This window comes from Halomonas sp. LBP4, assembly GCF_003202205.1.
GTDB classification, from domain to species: domain Bacteria; phylum Pseudomonadota; class Gammaproteobacteria; order Pseudomonadales; family Halomonadaceae; genus Halomonas; species Halomonas flagellata.
In genome coordinates this window covers 663993-684324 of the sequence record NZ_PDOG01000002.1, presented here as the reverse complement: position 1 = coordinate 684324, position 20332 = coordinate 663993, and the positions used below count along the sequence as shown (strand labels likewise).

Below are 20332 nucleotides of genomic sequence, written 5' to 3'. Positions count from 1 at the left end.
CGGGAGTACGAGTGCGTCGGACCCGACCTTCAACGGCGAAGGCCCAGGATCGTGTGTTCGAATTTCACTCGACGAGGTATTCCAATGGAAATCCGCAACAAGGCCAACAGGATACGCCTGTTCAACCTTAAAACTCCGCAGATGCGCGCCTTCCACTTCTCATGGTTCGCCTTCCACATCTGCTTCTTCGGCTGGTTCGGCATCGCCCCGCTCATGGCGGTGGTCCGCGAGGACCTCGGCCTGACCAAGACCCAGATCGGCAACACCATCATCGCCTCGGTGGCCATCACCGTAATCGTGCGCCTGGCCATCGGCGTGCTATGTGACAAGATCGGCCCGCGCAAGGCCTATACCTGGCTACTCTGCCTGGGCTCGCTGCCGGTGATGTGCATCGGCTTCGCCGACAGCTTCGAGTCCTTCTTCCTGGCCCGCCTGGCCATCGGCGCCATCGGCGCCTCCTTCGTGATCACCCAGTATCACACCTCGGTGATGTTCGGCCCCAACGTGGTCGGCACCGCCAACGCGACCTCGGCCGGCTGGGGCAACCTGGGCGGTGGCACCACCCAGATCCTGATGCCGCTGGTGTTCTCCGGCCTGCTGATGCTCGGCGTCAACGAGGCCTTCGGCTGGCGCCTGGCCATGGTAGTACCCGGCGTGGTGCTGTTCCTCACCGGTATCGCCTACTACCGGTTCACCCAGGACGCCCCGGACGGCAACTTCGACGAGCTGCGCGCCCGCGGTGAACTGCCGCCGGCCAGCGGCGAGCACGGCATGGGCCAGAGCTTCGCCACCGCCGCCAAGGACATCCGCGTCTGGGCCCTGTTCGTAGTCTATGCCGCCTGCTTCGGCGTCGAGCTGACCATCAACAACATCGCCGCCATCTACTTCTTCGACAACTTCGACCTGACCCTGGCCACCGCCGGGATGATCGCCGGCCTGTTCGGCCTGATGAACCTCTTCGCCCGTACCCTTGGCGGCATCTTCTCCGACCTGTTCGCCAAGAACAGCGGTCTCAAGGGCCGGGTACGCTGGCTGTTCATCGCCATGCTCTGTGAAGGCGTCGCGCTGATGTTCTTCTCGCAGATGCATGTGCTGGCCCTGGCGATCGGCATCATGCTGGTATTCAGCCTCTTCGTGCAGATGGCCGAGGGTGCCACCTTCGGCGTCGTTCCCTTCATCAACAAGAAGGCGCTGGGCGCGGTGGCCGGCATCGTCGGTGCCGGCGGCAACGCCGGGGCAGTCGCCGCCGGTTTCCTGTTCCGCTCGGAGTCGCTCAGCTACCAGGAAGGGCTCTTCTATCTCGGCATCGCCGTCGTGATTGCCTCCCTGTGTGCCCTGGTGGTGCGCTTCTCGCCGGAGGTCGAGGCCGAGGAAGCCAAGGCCTACAGCGATGCCGTGGGCGAGGATACCGGCGCCGGTGCCCTGACGCTGCGCTGAACTGCCCTGCCCCTTCGGTCCACTGCCTATGCCGCCGCCCTCCGGGGCGGCGGCAGTCGTCGGCCAAGAACTAGGACGGATCTTGCTTATACAGGTCAACAACCCATGAAACCAGCCGAACGCCTGCTACTCGCCGCCAAGCGCTGCGAGATGGACAACCTGGAACACCTCGCCACCACCTGCGAGATCGTCGGAGACATCAGTCGTTTCATTCACGCGCTGCAGAAAGAGCGCGGTGCCTCCAACGTCTACCTGGCTTCCCGGGGTGAACGCTTCGCCGACCATCGCCAGGAGCGCATCGAGGAGTGCCTGCAAACCGAACGGATCATGCGCCAGCGCCTGGATGCCCTGGCCAGCGACGGCAGCAGGCCAGCGGCCGGTTCACGGCTACTCGAGCGCATCGCCCGGGTCTGGCATGCCCTGGACAGCCTCGGCGCTCTGCGCCGCCACATCGAGACCCAGGCAATCACCGCCGACGAGGCGACCCTGACCTTCAACCGGCTGATCAGCGGCCTGCTCTCGGTGGTCTTCGACGCCGCAGACACCGCCGGCGACCCGGAGATCACCCATGCCCTGGTGGCCATCTTCCACTTCATGCAGGGCAAGGAGCTGGCCGGCCAGGAACGCGCCTGCGGCGCCATCGGCTTCACCGCCGGTGGCTTCGACACGCCCCACCGCCGACTGCTGCTCCATCTCGTCGACGCCCAGCAGCGCTGCTTCGACACCTTCACCGAGTTCGCCACACCGGAGGCGCGTCGCCACTGGCATGAGGGCCTGCCACCCCGCACCCAGGCCGGCATCCAGCAGTTGCGGGAAATGGCCTGCCACGAGATCCCCCTTGCCACGACCAGCCGCAGTCTCGGCGAGACCTGGTACGAGCTGACCACGCGACGCATCGACGCCATGAAACGGGTGGAGGATGCCCTGGCCGCCGAGCTCTCGGAGATGTGCCGCGGCAAGATCGCCGCTTCACGCCAGCAGATGGCCGATCTCGAGGCCCTGCGTGCCACCCTGGCGTCGAACGATTCACCGCCCCCCGTGTGCCAGCAACTGGTCGACCTGTTCGGCGACGAACCCTGCCGCGAGTTGGGCACCCTGACCGCCAATGCCGTCGACTCCCGGCTCAATCGCTCGCTGATCGACCTGATGCAGGCCCAGGCCTCGCGGCTTCAGGCCCTCGGCGATGAGCTGGAGAACACCCGCAAGGCACTGCGTGAGCGCAAGCTCGTCGAGCGTGCCAAGGGACTGATCATGGCCCACCAGGAGATGACCGAAGAGGAGGCCTACCGCTTCCTGCGCAAGGCCTCCATGGACCAGTGCAAGAGCATGGCCACCATGGCGCGATCCATTGTCGACCTCTCCGATATCCTGCAGAAACGCCGCGATTGACGCACAGCCCTTGGGCGATCGATGCGGAGAATCCCGCCGGCAACGCCAGGCAGCCTGTCGGTCTTAACGCTGATCTACTGCGAAACCCGGTCTTTCGGCCAACTTCATTCGATCTGATTCGTTAAATAACCCGTAATTCGCCTCATCAGATCGATAAGCTTGACTCGAAATCCGTGTCTCTCGCGACGATCGGTCAAATCCGACCGGCTGCTAGACTGCAGAGGATCACCGGTGGCGGAGCATCCGCCACCATTTCCTTCCCATGGACCGAGCAGGAGGAGAACATGAAGGATGGAATGACGGCCCGTGGCAGCTGCCTGTGCGGCGCGGTGCAACTGGCCGTGCAGGCCGGCCGACAGAACATCGGGGCCTGTCACTGCCAGATGTGCCGCACCTGGGGCGGTGGCCCCCTGCTGGCCCTGGAGACGGTCACGCGGGTCGAGATGGAGGGCGAGGAGAATATCACCGTCTACGCCTCGTCGGATTGGGCCGAGCGCGGCTTCTGCCGCCACTGCGGCACGCACCTGTTCTACCGGCTGAAGAGCGGTGACCACTACGCGATCCCCGTGGGCCTGGTCGATGGCGGTGAAGCCTGGACCTTCGATACCCAGATCTTCATCGACGAGAAACCGGCCTTCTACACCTTCGCCAACACGACGAAGAACCTGACCGGCCAGGAGGTGTTCGAGGCCTTCCAGGGCGGCAAGGGCGACTGAGCGGGGCGATGCGGGGACCTGGCGGGCGCCATCCTCCCGACTCGGACACCTCGATGTCCGCCGGGTCCGGCCAGGCGATGTCGGTCCCACCGTCCGCCAGGCCGGGCTTCGCCCTACGCTCGCGTCCTCGATATCGACGACCCGGGCATGATGCTCTTACCTCCTCTCACCGACCTTCCTCCATACTATCGCACTATTTTTCTCATCCAACTTCAGGAGAATATGGGCCGAACCCGCGGGCCATGTCTTTGTTAATTCCTGTTGATACAGAAAGATATCGTCCCCCTATTACCTGTCATCTCTGTTTCCAAAATAGTCGGGGATGTAACCAGACTTTACACCGGCAGGTGGAACGACAATACTTCCCATGGCTCCCGTTGCCGTAATGGCACTACGAAGCGGATACCAGGATGAATGTCCCTCGTAGACTGTCGCTTTTATCCGACGCAGCATCGTCAGCATTATGCGACACCACTTGCCCTTCCATGTTCGACCAGAGGATGTCGCATCAGACCAGGCTGCCCGGATATGAAGAACGTGAAACTATCCATATCACCCTTTTCGCGGTGGCCGACCTGGCGGTTTCAGGATACAGGAAGCAATGATGATTCCGGATACATCACGACGACTGTTGCTGGTGGGAAACAAGTGGCTGTCTCGCGACATCATGCAGGCGATGACGCCCTATGGCTGGTCCATCACCCATTCGGAAACGCCCGAAGAGGCGACGAGTTGCTTGTCCGAGAATGACCATCGTGTCGGCGTCATGCTGATAGAATCCAACAGCGCTCGTTACCAGAGATCGATGGAAGAGCTCATCTGTCGGGAAAGAGTGTGCTGGCTTGCCATCCTCGACAGCAGTCTCCTCTCCCATCCCGATACTCGCCTGTTCATCCACCAGGCCCTCTACGCCTATCAAACCCTCCCCTTCGACCCACAAAAGACCCATACCCTGCTCGAATCCGCCCTGGACATGGCCAATATCTCCCCGACGGTCACCATCGGGAGATCCTGGTCGTCCCATCGAGCCAACGAATACGGCATGGTCGGTAATTCCGCCATGACGACACGGCTCTACCAGGCAATCGACAAGATCGCCGCCGTCGAGGCCCCTGTCCTGATCACCGGGGAGTCAGGTACCGGAAAGGAACTGACGGCCCGTGCCATCCATGAGCACTCGACGCGTCGCAGCGGGCCCTTCAACACCATCAACTGCGGCGCCCTGCCGGCGGGCCTGATCCAGTCGGAACTCTTCGGTCATGAGAAGGGGGCCTTCACCGGCGCCAGCCAGAGCAAGGCCGGCATCATCGAATCGACGAGCGGTGGTACCCTCTTCTTCGATGAGATCGGCGATCTTCCGTTGGACATGCAGGTCAATCTGCTACGCTTCCTGGAAAACCATCGGGTGATGCGAGTGGGCGGCTTGAAGGAACACCCGGTCGACGTTCGCGTACTCGCCGCGACGCACGTCGACCTGGAAAAGGCTGTCAGGGAAGGCCATTTCCGGGAAGACCTCTACCACCGGCTCAATGTCCTGCAGGTCTGCACGCCGGCGCTGAGGGAGCGCCCGGAGGACATCGACCCCCTGGCGAGGTTCTTCTTCCGGAAGTTCTCCCGCGAAAGATCGGCCGGTGTCCGCGGTTTCAGCCGAGAAAGCATGATCGTGATGCGACAGTATGGTTGGCCCGGCAACATCCGCGAGCTCGTCAACCGAGTGCGGCGCGCCATGGTCATGTGTGACCAGCGCCTTATTACCCCCGCGGATCTGGGCCTCGAGCGACGGCAGTGTGCCTTCCGGCATGCCGTGATGCTCGAGCAGGCACGCGACATCGCCGAACGGGAAGCGATCAGGGCAGCACTGGCACGCAACAAGCACAAGATCCTGCATGCGGCGCGTGAGCTGGGCGTCTCCCGAGTCACTCTCTATCGTCTTATCGAGAAGCACGGCATTGATCGACACAGCGTATCTGTCGATGATGAGGAGGCAGACCAGCCGCCCAGGGTCACACCACTGCCGTCACTCTGACCCCAATGCCGTCTGTCCCAGGTCATGACAACACCAAGCAACAAGGGAACCACCGCATGGCATGCACAGCAAAGCAAGTCGTCTCCGCCACCGGTCTCGTATCGCTACTGGGATGTAGCCTGGCATGGGCCCAGCCAGCACCCCAGGATCAGGGTGGCACACCGGTACAGCCCGTCGGCCAGCGCCCGCCCCCCCAGGAAGCGGCCGCCCCCGAGGTCCAATCCATTCCGGACATCGGCGGCGTGCTGACGCCCCGGGGGCAACTGGTGCTGGAGCCGGAGTTCCAATACTCCCATTCCAGCGTCAATCGCCTGACGTTCCGCGGTGTGGAGATTCTCAGCACCCTGCAGATCGGTGTGCTGACCGCCGAGGATATCGACCGGGATACCCTCGGCGCCGCCCTGACCGGTCGCCTGGGGGTCACCGATCGCCTCGAGCTGGAGCTGCGTCTCCCCTACCTCTACCGCGAGGACAGGGCGAACATCAGCATCGAGGAACCCGAATCTTTCGAGCTCGACAACAAGCAGACCGGCAATGATCTGGGCGATATCGAGGTCGCGGCCCACTACCAGCTCAACCGCGGGCTGGACGGCGCGCCCTTCTTCGTGGGCAACCTGCGCTACAAGTCCACCACCGGGCAGGGGCCCTTCGATGTCGACCGCGACGCCAACGGCCTCGAGGAGGAGCTGGCCACGGGCTCCGGCTTCCATGCCATCGAGCCGAGCCTGACGGTGCTCTTCCCCTCGGCGCCGGCGGTCTACTTCGCCAACCTGGGCTATCAGTTCCACCTCGAGGACGACGTCAACGAGCCGGTCGGCGAGAACGAGATCCAGAAGGTCGACCCAGGCGACGCCGTGCGGCTGAGCTTCGGCATGGCCTACTCCATCAACCCCAAGACCTCCTTCACCCTGGGCTACAAGAACGACTTCATCGGTGAGACCGAGACGACCTTCGTCGATCCCAATACCGGTGCCTCCGTCGACCAGAATACCCGGACCCTGAACGTGGGCTCGCTGCTGCTGGGCTGGTCCTACCAGTTCAACCAGGACGCCGCGCTCAACTTGAACCTGGAGCTCGGCGTCACCGACGATGCGCCGGATGCCATGCTGACGTTGAGGGCGCCCTTCGGCATGAATGTCTTCTAAGGCAAGGCCCATTCGGGACTGCCCGCCTCGAAGACAGAGGCTGCCTGCCGGCAGCCTCTCCACCTTCCCGCTCGACGACGTTCCAACTTGCCCACTCGGCTCCGCTGGATCGATGCCCACGCCGTTAGCGAACGATTCCCTGCAGGGCATTGAGGATCCTGGCCTTCTGCTGCGCCGACCTCAGCTCACCGATATTGTTGAGCTGAACGCTGATATCGATGTCGTTGTGGATGGTCTGGCCGGAGGCGGTGGTGGCCAGGGTGCTGACGATGGCCTGCCGGGTGATGCGGTGCAGGGCCGCGGTGCTGCCGATGCCGCCCGGGCCCTCGACCACGATGCCGGAGAAGTCGGTGAGACCGGACAGATCCAGCCCGCCCCCTCCGTCGGTCCCGGCGATGGTAGCCGCACCGGTCGAGCCCGGCCCCACCAGGGTCACGGGGCTACCGCCAGCATTGCTCAGGGTCTGGGAGAGCACCTCGATCCCGCCGCTGTTGCGGAAGGCCACCTCGGTCTCGTAGCGGATGGTGTTGTTGATCAGGGTGGTCAACTTGGCTCCGAAGTTCAGTTCCATTCCCGCCAGGTTGAAGCCGCCGCGCAGGGTATCGAGCTCGGCAGCGGCTATCACCTCGCCCCGATGGTAGACCCCGGCATCATCCGGCCGGGGCTGGACGCCGGGCTCCACATAGGGGAAGGCCGTCGCCGCCGAGACGGGCGATGCCGCCGTCGGCACCAGGGACATGGCCGCGGCCAACAGCACGGCAGGCAGGAGCCTGTGCCCGAGAGGCCCGGTTCCCTGGTGCACCGCGTGTACGTTCATGGTCGGTAACTCCTGTGAGTGATTACCTACCCAGTTCGGTAATGCCCGGCAGCGACAGCAGATTGGCTCCGACGTTGTAACGCTGCACGCCCTCCGCGATGGGCGGGGAGGGACGGACGCGCCAGTCACGCTCGCTGTTGAAGTTGCGCTGGGCCACTTCCAGTTCCGCCCGGGCACCGAGCACCGTACCGGTCCAGAGCGTCTCGAACATCTCCTTCGGGACCACGACGGTCCCCGCCGCCGGGTCTCCCACCAGGACGTTCTCCCGGTCGACGCCCTTGACGACGACGAAATGCTTGTACCCCCCGGTATTGACCAGGGTGATGGCGGGCACACCGATGCGCATGAAGTCGTCCAGGGAGATCTTGAAGCCATCGGAGTCGAGACCCTGGGTGTCCAGGTAGCGCTTCATGTCCAGCATGGAGAAGCCATAGGTCTGGATCTGCTCCGCATCACCGTGGCGGATCATCGACTCGAAGACCTCGGCCTCGGTGGTCTCCCGGTCGTAATGGAAGGTCAGCAGGGTCGCCACCGCCGCCGAGCCGCAGCTGAAGTCGTACTGCTGCGGCACCACCCTCTCCCAACTGAACTCCGAGAGGCTCTTGGCCTGAACCTGGAAGGAGCCGAAGCGGTTCGAGATGTTGACCGGACCGGCCTCCACGCTCGCGGCGATGCCGCCTCCCAACAGTGCCAGCAGCGCCGCCAGCAGCAGGGAGCGTTTCGCTGAATCTCTCATGGGCCTGTGCCTCTAGCGTTCCTCGTTCAAGGACCGTGCCGCTGGATCAAGGATTCTGGATATAAACGCTGATGCCGATGGCGTTGTTGACGGCATTGGCATTGCCGGTGATGCCGTTGAAGATCCCGGTACCGCTGAAGTGGCCCATGCTCCCCTGTTCGAAGGTGATGGAGCCGGTCATCATGTTGCCGTTGATGACATTGAAATCGGAGCCGACGGAGATGGCATTCAGGTCCTGGATGCTCTGCACATTGACGCTGTCGAGGTGGACGTTGACACCCTCCCGCCCCCGCGCCTGCGCCATCGCCTCGAGATCCATGCTCGGCAGGGCCGCGAAGCCGGAACCGGAAGAGGGAATACTCCCACCGACTTCGCCCGCATCGGCGTAGCCCATTCCCGCCCCGCCCGCCGACAGCACGACCAGGGTTGCCAGGAGTCGCCGGCGGAATCGCTCTCGCCGCGGGACAGTCATTATCGCCTTCATCGCCTAGCCTCCTTCCGGACTTTCCCGGGTCTCCCCGAGCGGTGGAGGAACTGGCGGAGCGTGCTCCGCCAGTTCCCGGACGCGACAACTCATGCCCGTCCCTGGGCCAGGTGATTCGATTAGTTGCCGCCAATGCTTACATTGCTGTGAGCGGCAACGCTGGTGCCGGCCAGCTGCGAGTTGTAGAGGCCGGTGGAGACGTTCATGTTGCTGATGCCGCCGAACACACCCCCGCCGACGGACACGCTGGCCGCACCGGTCGAGAAGACCGCCGCTCCACCGTTGCCGCCATTGCCGCCGGCCCCGCCGTTGCCGGCCGTGGCCATGGCATCGCCGGTGGTACCGTTGCCATTGCCGCCGTTGCCGCCGTTGCCATTGCCGCCGTTGCCGGCCAGGGCATTGGCATTGCCACCATTGCCGCCGTTGCCGGCCGTGGCGGCACCCTCGCCGGTGCCGGTGCCGGTACCGGTGCCGGTGCCGGCACCGCCATCACCTGAGGAAGCACTGGCGGTGGCAGCGGAGTCGGCTGCAGCGCTCTGAGAGCCGCCAGCGGTATTATCATCGTCGACATCTTCACCGGCGCTGAGGCCTGCAAGGTTGGCGCCCAGGGAACCGGAGGCCGCACCGGCGCCGGCGCCGGTATCGCCACCGTCTCCGGCACCGAGTCCACCGCCGAGGCCCACCCCGACGCCAGTCGCCTCACCGCCTCCGGCACCGTCACCGGCCCCGGCGAGTGCTGTGCCACCGTCACCGCCATTGCCATCGCCACCATCGCCGCCGGCACCGATGCCCACGTTCACCGCGGCTGCCGCACCGCCGGCGCCGCCCTGAGCCCCTGCGGCGCCAGTGCCACCGATGATGGCAATACCGGCACCATTGACGGTGGAGTGCATCTCCTGCAGCGAGATCACGCTGGTGGAGGTGTTGTAGGACTCGCTCATGGCCCAGGCATCGCCGCCACGGCCGGTGGAGCCGCCGTTGCCACCCATCCCGGTACCTTCACCATAGCCGCCGGCACCACCAGTGCCGCCGTTGGCCCCGCCGGAGTCATCATCGTTTATGCCACCGTTGGCGTTGCCGCCGCCGCCGCCAACACCCACGCCGAAGCCGCCACCACCATCTGCATTGCCACTGCTACCGCCAATGGCAACTGCCGTGGAATCCACCTCCTGATCGACCTGATCTGCAAAGCCGGCACTCGGGTTCGCATGGGCCGTGGAGATCGCCATCACCAGCGCCAGCAAGGGAGTACCCGCGACTACCAGATACTTTTTCATGATCGTTGCTCCATTCAGTTCGACTGGGCCTTCGTTGCATTACTGCGTTTCACTGCGAACCGGTGTCATTGCATCGAAGGCCGTCAGCCCCTTGAACGTCGATACCCGCTCGCAGTCATGGACTCTAGAGCACGACCCATGCCAGCACGGCCCCAAGTCGCGAATAAAATACTTTAAAAACAATATGTTAAAAATAAACGGACAACACCGGAGCACGCGGCACCGGCCAGGGAGAGGAGGGATAGTGTTAAGGGCGTGAAGCAGTAAGGGCGGCGAAGGGTTCTTCAACCCTCCGCTGCAAGCAAAAGTTCAGGTAAATCAGCCCAGTCGTCGGAGTGCCAAAAAATGGAAAGGCGGCGTTACAGTACGCCGCCTGGAAGGCGGGGAAACCGCCCGGGGATGGCCGGGCGACCGGGGTTCGTGTCAGCGATCCCTCAAGGGTCCGTAGCCCCGCTCGATTCCGAACGGGACGGTGAAGCCGGACTGGCCTCGACCATGCGTACCACGCTGCCCACCACGATCAGGCAGGGCGAGGGCAGCGGCTCCGCCTCGAGCCTGGCGGGCATGTCGGCCAGGGTGCCGGTGAGCGATTGCTGTTCGGGCAGGCTGGCGTTGGCCACCAGCATGATCGGCCAGTCGTCGGGGAGCCCGGCGCGGCGCAGGCCGGCACAGATCGCCGCCACCTTGGAGAGTCCCATGTAGAACACCAGGGTCTCGTCCCGGCGAGCCAGCGATGCCCAGTCGGGCTCGCCATCCTCGCGGCAGAGCTGGGCGGTGACGAAACGCAACTGCTGGGCGTGGGCACGGTCGGTGAGCGGGATGCCCATGCCCGCACAGGCCGCGGACGCCGCGGTAATGCCGGGCACGATCTCGGCGGGAATGCCGGCCTCGGCCAGCGCGGCGAGCTCCTCGCCCATTCGCCCGAACACCCCCGGATCGCCCCCCTTGAGGCGCACCACCGACTTGCCCTGCCCCGCCAGTTCGACCATCAGGGCCCCGATCTCGGCCTGGGGCACGCTGTGATGGCCGCTGGCCTTGCCCACGTAGTAGCGCTCGCGCCCAGCGGGAATCAGCGCCAGCACCTCATCGCCGACCAGGCGGTCATAGACCACCGCGTCGGCCTGCATGAGCAACCGCGCGGCCTTGAGGGTCAGCAACTCCACATCACCGCTGCCGGCGCCCACCAGGTAGACGCGCCCGGGGCGGCACTCCCCCCGCAGCGGCAGCGTCACGCCGGCCTCGCCGGTCGTACCCTTCAGCCCCTCCAGGTACCGGCCGGCCGCGGCTCCGAGGCGTGCCAGGGCGCCGGGGACGTCAGGCGACGTCAACGATTTCAGGCTTCGGCTCAGTGCGCGCATGGGCCCTCTCCTCTTCGGCACTTTCTTCGATAAGGGACTTCAGTTCGGGGATGCAGCTGCCGCACTGGGTGCCGCAGGCCAGCCGTGCACCGAGCGCCTCGACGCTGGTGTCGCCCCCCTGGATGGCCGAGACGATGGAGGAGCGGCCCACCTGGTGGCAGCTGCACACCACCGGGCCGCTATCGGCGGCGCCGTCGTCGCAACCGGCCAGCAGTCGTCGGCGACGGGTCGCATCCAGCGATTCGCCGCGGGCGCTCTCCTGGAAGCGCTCGTCGAGCCAGGCCAGGCCGGGGAGCTCCCGGGGAGGCGCCACCATCAGCCACCAACGCAGGCGACCCGCCTCGATCCCCGCGGCCCGCAGGCGTCCACTGGCCGGGTCCTCACACCACAGCGCCGGGGCCACCGGCAGGTGCCGGGCCAGCCAGGCCAGCCAGTCGGGGCGCTCGCCCGGCCGACCGCCGGCCAGCTGCCAGCGCTGGCACCCGCCCAGGGGAATGCGCGCCCAGTAGTCGGCGGTGTCACACCAGTCGGCTTCGGCATCCAGGTCGTCGGCCACCAGCAGGGTCGCTTCCCAGCCGTCCGTCAGCGGTTCGAGCGCCACCGCACCGTGCTTGGACTCGGGCTGACCGGAGACCGGGTCGAGGTGCGCCTCGAGCAGCCCCCCCATGCTCGCGCAGCCGCTGAATTGACCGGTCCAGTGCATGGGCACGAAGACCTCGCCACGGCGCTGCCCCTTGGAGAGCCGCACCCGGCCGAGGTAGTCGCCGCCGGCGCCGGTCAAGCGCGCCAGCTGCTGATCCTCGATGCCCAGGGCCTGGGCATCTTCCGGGGTGAGCTCGATAAAGGGCTCGGCGCGGTGGTTCATCAGCCGCGGCGCCCGGCCGGTGCGGGTCATGGTGTGCCACTGGTCGCGCACCCGTCCGGTGTTGAGGCGCAGCGGGCGTGCCTCGCTCAGCGCCTGCTCGGGCTCGCGCGGTCGCACCGGGATCAGCCTGGCCAGGCCGTCCGGGGTGGCGAAACGGCCATCCTCGAACAGCCGCGCCGTCCCCTGCGGTGCCCGGGCCGTCACCGGCCACTGGATCGGGGCCAGGGCGTCATAGGCCGCCCGGTCGAGCCCGGCCAGGCCGGAGATATCGAACAGCCGGGCGGACTCGGAGCCGGCCAGGTTCTCGAACCCCGACAGCCGGGCATGCTCGTCGAAGATCTCGCTCGGATGCCCGAAGGCGAAGGCCTCGCCGAACCCGAGCCGGTGGGCCACCTGGGTGATGATCCACCAGTCGTGACGCGCCTCCCCCGGCGGCGGCAGGATGCCGCGCTGGCGGGAGATGCGTCGCTCGGAATTGGTCACGGTGCCGTCCTTCTCCGACCAGCCCGAGGCCGGCAGCACGATGTCGGCGTAGGGCAACAGGTCGGTGTCGGCCACGCACTCGGAGACGATCACCAGCGGACACTTCGCCAGGGCCCGGCGCACCCGGTGAACGTCGGGCAGACTGACCGCCGGGTTGGTGGCCATGATCCATACCGCCCGCACCTCGCCCCGCTCGATCGCCTCGAAGAGCTCCACCGCCTTATGGCCCGGCCCCTCGGGCAGGGTCGGGACAAGCGATTCCGTCGTCCAGAAGCGGGTGACGCGGTCGATGGCGCCGGGGCTGTGGTAGTCCATGTGGGCGGCCAACTGGTTGGCCAGGCCCCCCACCTCGCGCCCGCCCATGGCGTTGGGCTGGCCGGTGATCGAGAAGGGGCCGGCACCGGGCAGCCCGATCTTGCCGCCGGCCAGGTGGCAGTTGATGATGGCGTTGCACTTGTCGGTACCACTGGAGGACTGGTTGATGCCCTGGGAGTAGAGGGTCACCACGTGCAACTGGCTGGCGAACCAGTAGAAGAAGGTCTCCAGGCGCTCCGGGTCGACATCGCAGTCGGCGGCGATGGCCTCCACCGAGTCGTCCTCCTCCCGGGCCGCCGCCAGGGCGGCATCGAAACCGGTGGTGTGTTTCTCGAGATAGACGCGATCCAGCTTGCCCTTGTCGGCCATCCAGGTCAGCAGGCCGTTGAACAGCCGGGCGTCGCTGCCGGGCTTGAGGCCCAGGTAGAGGTCGGCGATCTCGCAGGTGTCGGTCACCCGGGGGTCGATCACCACCACCCGCAGCAGCGGATTGCGACTCTTGGCGGTGCGCAGGCGCTGGTAGAGCACCGGGTGGTTCCAGGCCAGGTTCGAGCCCACCAGCACCACCAGCTCGGCGTCTTCGATATCCTCGTAGTTGCAGGGCACCGCATCGGCCCCCAGGGCGCGCTTGTAGGCCGCCACCGCCGAGGCCATGCAGAGTCGCGAGTTGGTATCCAGGTGCGGGGTGCCGAGAAAGCCCTTGAACAGCTTGTTGGCGACGTAGTAGTCCTCGGTGAGCAACTGCCCCGAGAGGTAGGCCGCCACCGCGTCCTTGCCGTGGTCGCGGCGAGTCGCCTGCAGCCGGTCGGCCACGGCATCCAGCGCCGTGTCCCACTCCACCTCGACGCCGTCGACGCGGGGGCGGGTCAGCCGGCCGTGGTCCCCCAGGGTCTCGTGCAATGCCGAGCCCTTGACGCACAGCCGCCCGAAGTTGGCCGGGTGATCGGCATCGCCTTCCACCCCGGTGATCCGGTCGTTCTCCACGCAGGCCAGTACGCCACAGCCGACGCCGCAGTAGGGGCAGGTGGTTCGGGCCTGATGCATGACGATCTCCTGTCGCAGTCGGTCGGGAAACGACGACGCCCACCAGCGGCCTCCCTGTTAGTGGACCGCTGGCGGGCGTCGTTGCCTGGTCTCGGAGGGCCGGCATGGCTCTCCTCACCGTTTGACCTGACATAAGCAAGACACATGCCATGACAGGCTTTTCACCAAATATCCAGCGACCTGTAACGTCCCGGCCGAACTCATGGGGAACCCTCACCCCCGCTTGCCGCACCAACGACTATCACCGGCGCGCGTTACTTGCACCACCCTGGTGCCCACGGCTCCTCGACACGACGGCTAGGCTCCCCTCCCATCCGCCCGGGAGGGGCGTCCCGCCTCGCGGTAGCGGTACCTGGAATGCATCTTGCACAACAGAGTAGTAAACGCACGCAACACGACGAGCGACACTGCCATGCCACCACCCCTGAATATCCTGCTGGTCGACGACGAGGTCGTGCGCGCCGCCATGGTCGAGGAGGCCCTCACCCGCGAGGGCCATACGGTCATCTGCCGCCTGCAGAGCCCGGCGAGCCTCAACGCGATGGTCGCCCGCCACCAGCCCGACGTGGTGATCATCGACATGGAATCCCCCGACCGGGACACCCTGGAGAGCATGGCCCTGCTCAATCGCGAGAATCCGCGTCCGGTGGTGTTCTTCGCCGACCAGCACGACCCCGACACCATGCAGGCGGCGCTGCAGTCGGGTGTCAGCGCCTATGTGGTCGACGGCCTGGTGCCCGGCCGGGTCAAGGCCATCATCGAGGTCGCCATCGCCCGTTTCGACGCCTTCCAGTCCATGCGCCAGGAACTCGACAAGGCGCGTAACCAGCTGGCCGACCGCAAACGCATCGAGCGCGCCAAGGGCCTGCTGATGAAGCATCAGGACTGCGACGAGGAGCAGGCCTACCGCATGCTGCGCAAGCTGGCCATGGATCGCGGCCAGCGTCTGGCCGAGGTCGCCGACAGCGTCATCGACATTCTCGAACGCCTGAACTCTCGATCTTCCGAGTAGGGCCCCTGTCATGAAAGAGGCAACCATGAGCACGACGGCCACACCCCCCGAACTGGAACGCCTGTCGCTGGGCTTCATGCCCCTGCTGGACGCCGCCCTGCTGATCATCGCCCGGGAGCGGGGCTTCTTCGCCGAGCAGGGCCTGGACGTCTCGCTGTCGAGGGAGAACGCCTGGTCGACCCTGCGTGACAAGGTCGCCGCCGGCCTGCTCGACGGCGCCCAGATGCTGGCGCCCCTGCCACTGGCCATGAGCCTGGGGCTGGGCCGGGCGCCCTGCGATGTCCGGGCACCGATCATCCTGGGCCGCAACGGCAATACCCTCACGCTCTCCGAGACGCTATGCCGCGAGAGCGGCGCGACACTCGGCGAGGACCCCGCGGCGAGCGCCCGGGCGCTTGCCGACTGGCTGCGTCGGCAAGCGGGCGAATGCCGCCCCCGCCTGGCCATGGTCTACCCCTTCTCCTGCCAGCACTACCTGCTGCGCGAATGGCTCTCGCTGGCGGGCATCGATGCCGAACGCGACGTGGAGCTGATCGCCCTGCCGCCGCCCCGCATGGTGGAGGCGCTGCAGGAGGGGCGCATCGACGGCTTCTGCGCCGGCGAGCCCTGGGGGACCCTGGCCCGCCACCGCGGCGCGGGGCGGCCGATCGCCACCGGCGCCCAGCTGTGGCCCGATCACCCGGAGAAGGTGCTCGGCGTGACCGGCGCCTGGGCCCGGCGCTACCCGGCTACCCAGGCGGCACTGATCCGCGCCCTGGAGCGGGCCAGCAGCTGGCTCGCCGAGTCCCCCGAGCAGCGCCGCCAGGCCCATGACTGGCTCGCCCTGCCACCCTACCTCGACCACTCGATCTGCCACCTCGACGGCCTGGCGCTGGACGGCGCGCCGATCCACCAGCGCCTGTACGGCGAGGGGGTGCTACGGCCCACGGCCGCGGCAGCGGGCCGCTTCGCCGAGCACATCGGCCGGCACATGCGCGACCACGGCCGGACGCTGGATCTGCGCACCCTGGAAGAGTGCTACAGCCCTGTGCATTTCGATGCGGCCACGCACCACGGATGTGCACCACCCGCCGGACGGGATTCCCGGCCACCCCTTCCGTAACCTACCAAGCCTCTGATAAAGCGCAAGAAAACTGATAATTACGGCATCCTGGCCGGATTCTTGATGGGGTATGGCACACGGCGATCAATGGCGATCGCACGACATATCACGACGAAGACGTCTCTGTGCACTCCCCGAGAGGGGAGGCGGCGCCGAGGCGTCTTCTTTCGTTTCGTCATTTCCGCATCAAGAGAGGTGTCAGGACATGCGCCATCGACATCCCGATTCGCCGGCAACCGAACACCTGGTAATCGTCGGCAACGGCATGGCCGGCCACCGGCTGGTCGAGGCCCTGGTCAAGCAGCCGGGTCGCCCGCCGCGCATCACCGTGATCGGCGACGAGCGGGTACCGGCCTACAACCGCATCCTGCTCTCGCCACTGCTCGCCGGCGAAATGACCCGCGACGCCCTGACCCTGAACGGGGCGGACTGGTACGCCGAACACGACATCGCCCTGGTGCTCGGCGAGCGTGTCACCGACATCGACCGCCAGGCACGGCGCCTGACCACCGACGCCGGCCGCACCCTCGACTACGATCGCCTGGTGCTGGCCACCGGCTCGCGCCCGGCCATGCCGCCGATTCCCGGCCTCGACCTCGACGGCGTACACGCCTTCCGCGATCTCGACGATGCCGCCGAGCTGATCCGGTTCAGCCGAACCCGTGCCACCGGGCACGGCGGACGGGCGGTGGTGATCGGGGGCGGCCTGCTCGGCCTCGAGGCCGCCGAGGGGCTGCGCAAGCGTGGCCTCGCGGTGAGCCTGATCCAGCGTGACGATCGCCTGATGAACCGACAGCTCGATGTCACCGCCGCCACGCTGCTGCAGCGTGAACTCGAGTCCCGGGGTCTCGAGGTGATCACCGAGGGTCATATCGCCGGCTTCGAGGACGACGGCAGCGGCCACGTGGCGGCCGTGTGCCTGGAGGGGGGCCGCCGACTGGCCGCCGACTGCGTGGTGGTGGCGATCGGCATCGCGCCCAACGCCGAGCTGGGACGCACCGCCGGGCTCGAGGTCAATCGCGCGGTGATCGTCGACGAGACCCTCACCAGCTCCGATCCGGCGATCCACGCCCTCGGCGAGTGCTGCGAGTTCCAGGGCACCACCTACGGGCTGGTGGAGCCGATCTGGCGCCAGGTGGAGGTGCTCGCCGCCCACCTGGCCGGCGAGGCGGTCGACGGCTATGTGGAAAAGCCCTGCGCCACCAAGCTCAAGGTCAGCGGCGTCTCGCTCTACGCCTTCGGCCCCACCGAACCCGACGCCGACCATGAGGTGCTCACCTATCACGACCCCCAGCAGGGCGACTACCGCCGCCTGCTGCTACGCGACGGACGCATCGAGGGTGCCGTGCTCTATGGCGACACCGCCATGGGCCCCTGGTACTTCGAACGCTCCCTGGCCGGCACCGATCTCGGCCCCTGCCGTCAGGCCCTGCTGCTCGGCGCCGCCGATGCCCAGTTGCTTCTCGACTCCCCCGAACCCCAGGACAGCCCCCTGAAGGAGGCCGCATGAACACGCCCCATTCCGACAAACAGCAACTGATCATCATCGGTAACGGCATGGTCGGCCACCACCTGGTCGAACAACTGGTCGAACGCGGGGCCACCGAGCGCTACCACGTCATCGTCTTTGGCGAGGAGCGCCACCTTGCCTACGATCGGGTGCACCTCTCCGAGTACTTCAGCGGCCGCGACGCCGACTCGCTGGCCCTGTCCACCGCCGACTACTACGCCGAGCACGGCATCGAGCTGCGCCTGCACGAGGCGGTGACCGCCATCGACCGCGACGGCGGCGAAGTGGTCACCCCCCAGGGCCGCTACCGGTACGACCGACTGGTGCTGGCCACCGGCTCCTACCCCTTCGTGCCGCCGATTCCCGGCAACGATCGCGACGGCTGCCTGGTCTACCGCACCCTGGAGGACCTGGACGCCATCCGCGCAGCGGCCGAGACGGCCACCACCGGCGTGGTGGTGGGCGGCGGCCTGCTTGGCCTCGAGGCGGCCAATGCCCTGCGCGGGTTGAACCTCGACACCGCCGTGGTGGAGTTCGCCCCGCGGCTGATGCCGATGCAGGTCGACAGCGAGGGCGGCGAACTGCTGCGCGAGAAGATCGAGTCGCTGGGCGTCCAGGTACTCACCGAGCGCGCCACCCAGCGCATCGAGGATGGCGAGGCCGGCCGGCACCGCATGGTGTTCCAGGACGACAAGGTGCTGGAAACCGACCTGATCGTCTTTTCCGCCGGCATCCGTCCGCGCGACGAGCTGGCTCGCGACTGCAGCCTGGAGATGGGCGAGCGTGGCGGCGTGGTGATCGATGATCGCTGCCTGACCAGCGACCCGGCGATCCTGGCCATCGGCGAGGTGGCGCTGTGGAACAACAGCATCTTCGGCCTGGTGGCCCCCGGCTACCAGATGGCCAAGGCCGCCGCCGCCACCCTGCTCGCCTCTTCCGGAGAAAGCCACGACGAGACCTTCCGCGGTGCCGACATGAGCACCAAGCTCAAGCTGCTCGGCGTCGACGTGGGCTCCATCGGCGATGCCCATGGCGACCGCACCCCCGGCGCGCGGATGTTCCGCTACCTCGACCCGCTCAAGCAGCAGTACCGCAAGCTGGTGGTCTCCAGCGACGGCAAGCGCCTGGTCGGCGCCATGCTGGTGGGCGACAACAGCGTCTACGACACCCTGCTGCAGTACTACGCCAACCGCATGGAGCTACCCGAGGACCCGGCCTCGTTGATCCTGCCGAGCAGCGAAGGAGCGCCGGCGCTGGGCCCCGACGCCCTGCCCGACACCGCGACCCTCTGCTCGTGCCACAACGTCACCAAGGGCGACGTCTGCGCCACCATCGATGCCGGCGCCGTGGACCTCGCCGCGGTCAAGGGCGAAACGAAGGCCAGCACCGGCTGCGGCGGCTGTGCGGCACTGCTCAAGAGCGTGGTCGATCACGAGCTGGAGAGCCGCGGCGTGGAGGTCGACCGCTCGATCTGCGAGCACTTCGCCCATACTCGCCAGGAGCTCTACGACATCGTCCGCGTCGAGGGCATCAAGACCTTCGGCGAGCTGGTGGCAAAACATGGCACGGGCCTCGGCTGCGACATCTGCAAGCCGGCGGTGGCCTCGATCCTGGCGTCCTGCTTCAACGAGCCGATCACCGATGCGGCGCACATCCCGTTGCAGGACACCAACGACACCTTCATGGCCAACATGCAGAAGAACGGCACCTACTCGGTGGTGCCGCGCATTCCCGGCGGCGAGATCACCCCGGACAAGCTGGTGGTGCTCGGCCAGGTGGCCCAGAAGTACGGCCTCTACACCAAGATCACCGGCGGCCAGCGCGTCGACCTGTTCGGTGCCCGCCTCGAGGATCTGCCGGACATCTGGGGCGAGCTGATCGAGGCCGGCTTCGAGACCGGTCACGCCTACGGCAAGTCGCTGCGTACGGTGAAGTCCTGCGTCGGCAGCACCTGGTGTCGCTACGGCGTGCAGGACAGCGTGGGCATGGCGATCCACCTCGAGAACCGCTACAAGGGCCTGCGCTCGCCACACAAGATCAAGTTCGCCGTCTCCGGCTGCACCCGGGAGTGCGCCGAGGCCCAGAGCAAGGACGTGGGGGTGATCGCCACCGAGAACGGCTGGAACCTCTATGTCTGCGGCAACGGCGGCATGCGTCCGCGCCACGCCGAGCTGCTGGCCACCGACCTAGACGACGAGACCCTGATCAGGACCATCGACCGCTTCCTGATGTTCTACGTGCGCACCGCCGACCGCCTGCAACGCACCTCGGTATGGCGCGAGAGCCTGGAGGGCGGCCTGGACTACCTCAAGGAGGTGATCCTCGACGACAGCCTCGGCCTTGGCGAGGAACTGGAAAGCCAGATGCAAGCCGTCATCGACACCTACGAGTGCGAATGGGCCAACGCCATCAAGGACCCGGAGAAGCTCAAGCGCTTCCGCAGCTTCGTCAACGACACGCGCCCCGACCCGGACATCATCGTGACCGAAGAGCGCGGCCAGCTGCGCCCGGCGTGATGAGCCAGGCCCGACACGCGCCCATGGCCTCCGGGGCCTGACCAAGAATGGTGACGGCTCGCCGATGAAGGCGCCGAGACCGCCCCTGTGGGTCAGACCC

General features: G+C 66.6%; 15 protein-coding genes. 9 read left to right on the top strand and 6 right to left on the bottom strand.

What is annotated here, in order from left to right; genetic code table 11:
- Positions 1-84: 84 nt before the first annotated feature.
- The 5 genes from CR157_RS10190 to CR157_RS10170 all read left to right on the top strand — a co-directional run bounded on the left by CR157_RS10190 (position 85) and on the right by CR157_RS10170 (position 6713).
- A complete protein-coding gene (locus tag CR157_RS10190) occupies positions 85-1437 on the top strand; it encodes an MFS transporter (protein WP_110283403.1) in 1353 nt (450 codons plus the stop codon).
- Between the two features lie 105 nt (positions 1438-1542).
- Complete coding sequence (locus CR157_RS10185; RefSeq protein ID WP_110283402.1) at positions 1543-2826, top strand: nitrate regulatory protein; 1284 nt, start codon at positions 1543-1545, stop codon at positions 2824-2826.
- A 284-nt stretch (positions 2827-3110) separates the two neighbouring features.
- Positions 3111-3542: a GFA family protein gene (locus CR157_RS10180; protein ID WP_110283401.1), complete on the top strand. Its 432-nt coding sequence runs from the start codon at positions 3111-3113 to the stop codon at positions 3540-3542.
- Between the two features lie 601 nt (positions 3543-4143).
- Positions 4144-5568 (top strand): sigma-54 dependent transcriptional regulator, encoded by a 1425-nt coding sequence (locus CR157_RS10175; protein WP_306766776.1) that lies wholly within the window; start codon positions 4144-4146, stop codon positions 5566-5568.
- A gap of 56 nt (positions 5569-5624) precedes the next feature.
- Positions 5625-6713, top strand: coding sequence for a transporter (locus CR157_RS10170; protein ID WP_110283400.1), 1089 nt, complete (start codon positions 5625-5627; stop codon positions 6711-6713).
- 124 nt (positions 6714-6837) lie between these two features.
- Here CR157_RS10170 and CR157_RS10165 read toward each other — a convergent pair whose 3' ends face one another.
- From CR157_RS10165 to CR157_RS10140, 6 genes are all read right to left on the bottom strand, one after another.
- Positions 6838-7530 (bottom strand): hypothetical protein, encoded by a 693-nt coding sequence (locus CR157_RS10165; protein ID WP_110283399.1) that lies wholly within the window; start codon positions 7528-7530, stop codon positions 6838-6840.
- A gap of 22 nt (positions 7531-7552) precedes the next feature.
- Positions 7553-8266, bottom strand: coding sequence for a C39 family peptidase (locus CR157_RS10160; RefSeq protein ID WP_110283398.1), 714 nt, complete (start codon positions 8264-8266; stop codon positions 7553-7555).
- Between the two features lie 46 nt (positions 8267-8312).
- The gene (locus tag CR157_RS10155) at positions 8313-8750 is read right to left on the bottom strand and encodes a hypothetical protein (protein ID WP_110283397.1); all 438 of its coding nucleotides are present in this window, start codon (positions 8748-8750) and stop codon (positions 8313-8315) included.
- A 119-nt stretch (positions 8751-8869) separates the two neighbouring features.
- The gene (locus CR157_RS10150) at positions 8870-10027 is read right to left on the bottom strand and encodes a hypothetical protein (protein WP_110283396.1); all 1158 of its coding nucleotides are present in this window, start codon (positions 10025-10027) and stop codon (positions 8870-8872) included.
- A 434-nt stretch (positions 10028-10461) separates the two neighbouring features.
- Positions 10462-11385, bottom strand: coding sequence for a uroporphyrinogen-III C-methyltransferase (gene cobA / locus CR157_RS10145; RefSeq protein ID WP_110283488.1), 924 nt, complete (start codon positions 11383-11385; stop codon positions 10462-10464).
- Positions 11342-14092: a nitrate reductase gene (locus tag CR157_RS10140; protein ID WP_110283395.1), complete on the bottom strand. Its 2751-nt coding sequence runs from the start codon at positions 14090-14092 to the stop codon at positions 11342-11344. Before CR157_RS10140 ends, cobA begins: the two co-directional genes overlap by 44 nt.
- Positions 14093-14504: 412 nt before the next feature.
- Between CR157_RS10140 and CR157_RS10135 the strand changes: the two genes are divergently transcribed.
- The 4 genes from CR157_RS10135 to nirB all read left to right on the top strand — a co-directional run bounded on the left by CR157_RS10135 (position 14505) and on the right by nirB (position 20232).
- Positions 14505-15104, top strand: a complete 600-nt coding sequence (locus CR157_RS10135; protein ID WP_110283394.1) for an ANTAR domain-containing response regulator — start codon at positions 14505-14507, stop codon at positions 15102-15104.
- Between the two features lie 25 nt (positions 15105-15129).
- The gene (locus tag CR157_RS10130; RefSeq protein ID WP_110283393.1) at positions 15130-16206 is read left to right on the top strand and encodes a CmpA/NrtA family ABC transporter substrate-binding protein; all 1077 of its coding nucleotides are present in this window, start codon (positions 15130-15132) and stop codon (positions 16204-16206) included.
- A gap of 205 nt (positions 16207-16411) precedes the next feature.
- Positions 16412-17716: an NAD(P)/FAD-dependent oxidoreductase gene (locus CR157_RS10125; protein ID WP_110283392.1), complete on the top strand. Its 1305-nt coding sequence runs from the start codon at positions 16412-16414 to the stop codon at positions 17714-17716.
- Entirely contained in the window at positions 17713-20232 is a 2520-nt protein-coding gene (gene nirB, locus CR157_RS10120; protein WP_110283391.1) for a nitrite reductase large subunit NirB, read from the top strand. Before CR157_RS10125 ends, nirB begins: the two co-directional genes overlap by 4 nt.
- Positions 20233-20332 lie beyond the last annotated feature (100 nt).

Excerpts from the sequence above, each read along its gene's own strand:
- CR157_RS10125 (WP_110283392.1), top strand. The coding sequence starts at position 16,412 with ATGCGCCATCGACATCCCGATTCGCCGGCAACCGAACACCTGGTAATC.
- nirB (WP_110283391.1), top strand. The coding sequence starts at position 17,713 with ATGAACACGCCCCATTCCGACAAACAGCAACTGATCATCATCGGTAAC.
- cobA (WP_110283488.1), bottom strand. The coding sequence starts at position 11,385 with ATGCGCGCACTGAGCCGAAGCCTGAAATCGTTGACGTCGCCTGACGTC.
- CR157_RS10140 (WP_110283395.1), bottom strand. The coding sequence starts at position 14,092 with ATGCATCAGGCCCGAACCACCTGCCCCTACTGCGGCGTCGGCTGTGGC.
- CR157_RS10180 (WP_110283401.1), top strand. The coding sequence starts at position 3,111 with ATGAAGGATGGAATGACGGCCCGTGGCAGCTGCCTGTGCGGCGCGGTG.
- CR157_RS10155 (WP_110283397.1), bottom strand. The coding sequence starts at position 8,750 with ATGAAGGCGATAATGACTGTCCCGCGGCGAGAGCGATTCCGCCGGCGA.
- CR157_RS10135 (WP_110283394.1), top strand. The coding sequence starts at position 14,505 with ATGCCACCACCCCTGAATATCCTGCTGGTCGACGACGAGGTCGTGCGC.
- CR157_RS10130 (WP_110283393.1), top strand. The coding sequence starts at position 15,130 with ATGAGCACGACGGCCACACCCCCCGAACTGGAACGCCTGTCGCTGGGC.
- CR157_RS10150 (WP_110283396.1), bottom strand. The coding sequence starts at position 10,027 with ATGAAAAAGTATCTGGTAGTCGCGGGTACTCCCTTGCTGGCGCTGGTG.
- CR157_RS10185 (WP_110283402.1), top strand. The coding sequence starts at position 1,543 with ATGAAACCAGCCGAACGCCTGCTACTCGCCGCCAAGCGCTGCGAGATG.
- CR157_RS10160 (WP_110283398.1), bottom strand. The coding sequence starts at position 8,266 with ATGAGAGATTCAGCGAAACGCTCCCTGCTGCTGGCGGCGCTGCTGGCA.
- CR157_RS10190 (WP_110283403.1), top strand. The coding sequence starts at position 85 with ATGGAAATCCGCAACAAGGCCAACAGGATACGCCTGTTCAACCTTAAA.
- CR157_RS10170 (WP_110283400.1), top strand. The coding sequence starts at position 5,625 with ATGGCATGCACAGCAAAGCAAGTCGTCTCCGCCACCGGTCTCGTATCG.
- CR157_RS10165 (WP_110283399.1), bottom strand. The coding sequence starts at position 7,530 with ATGAACGTACACGCGGTGCACCAGGGAACCGGGCCTCTCGGGCACAGG.
- CR157_RS10175 (WP_306766776.1), top strand. The coding sequence starts at position 4,144 with ATGATGATTCCGGATACATCACGACGACTGTTGCTGGTGGGAAACAAG.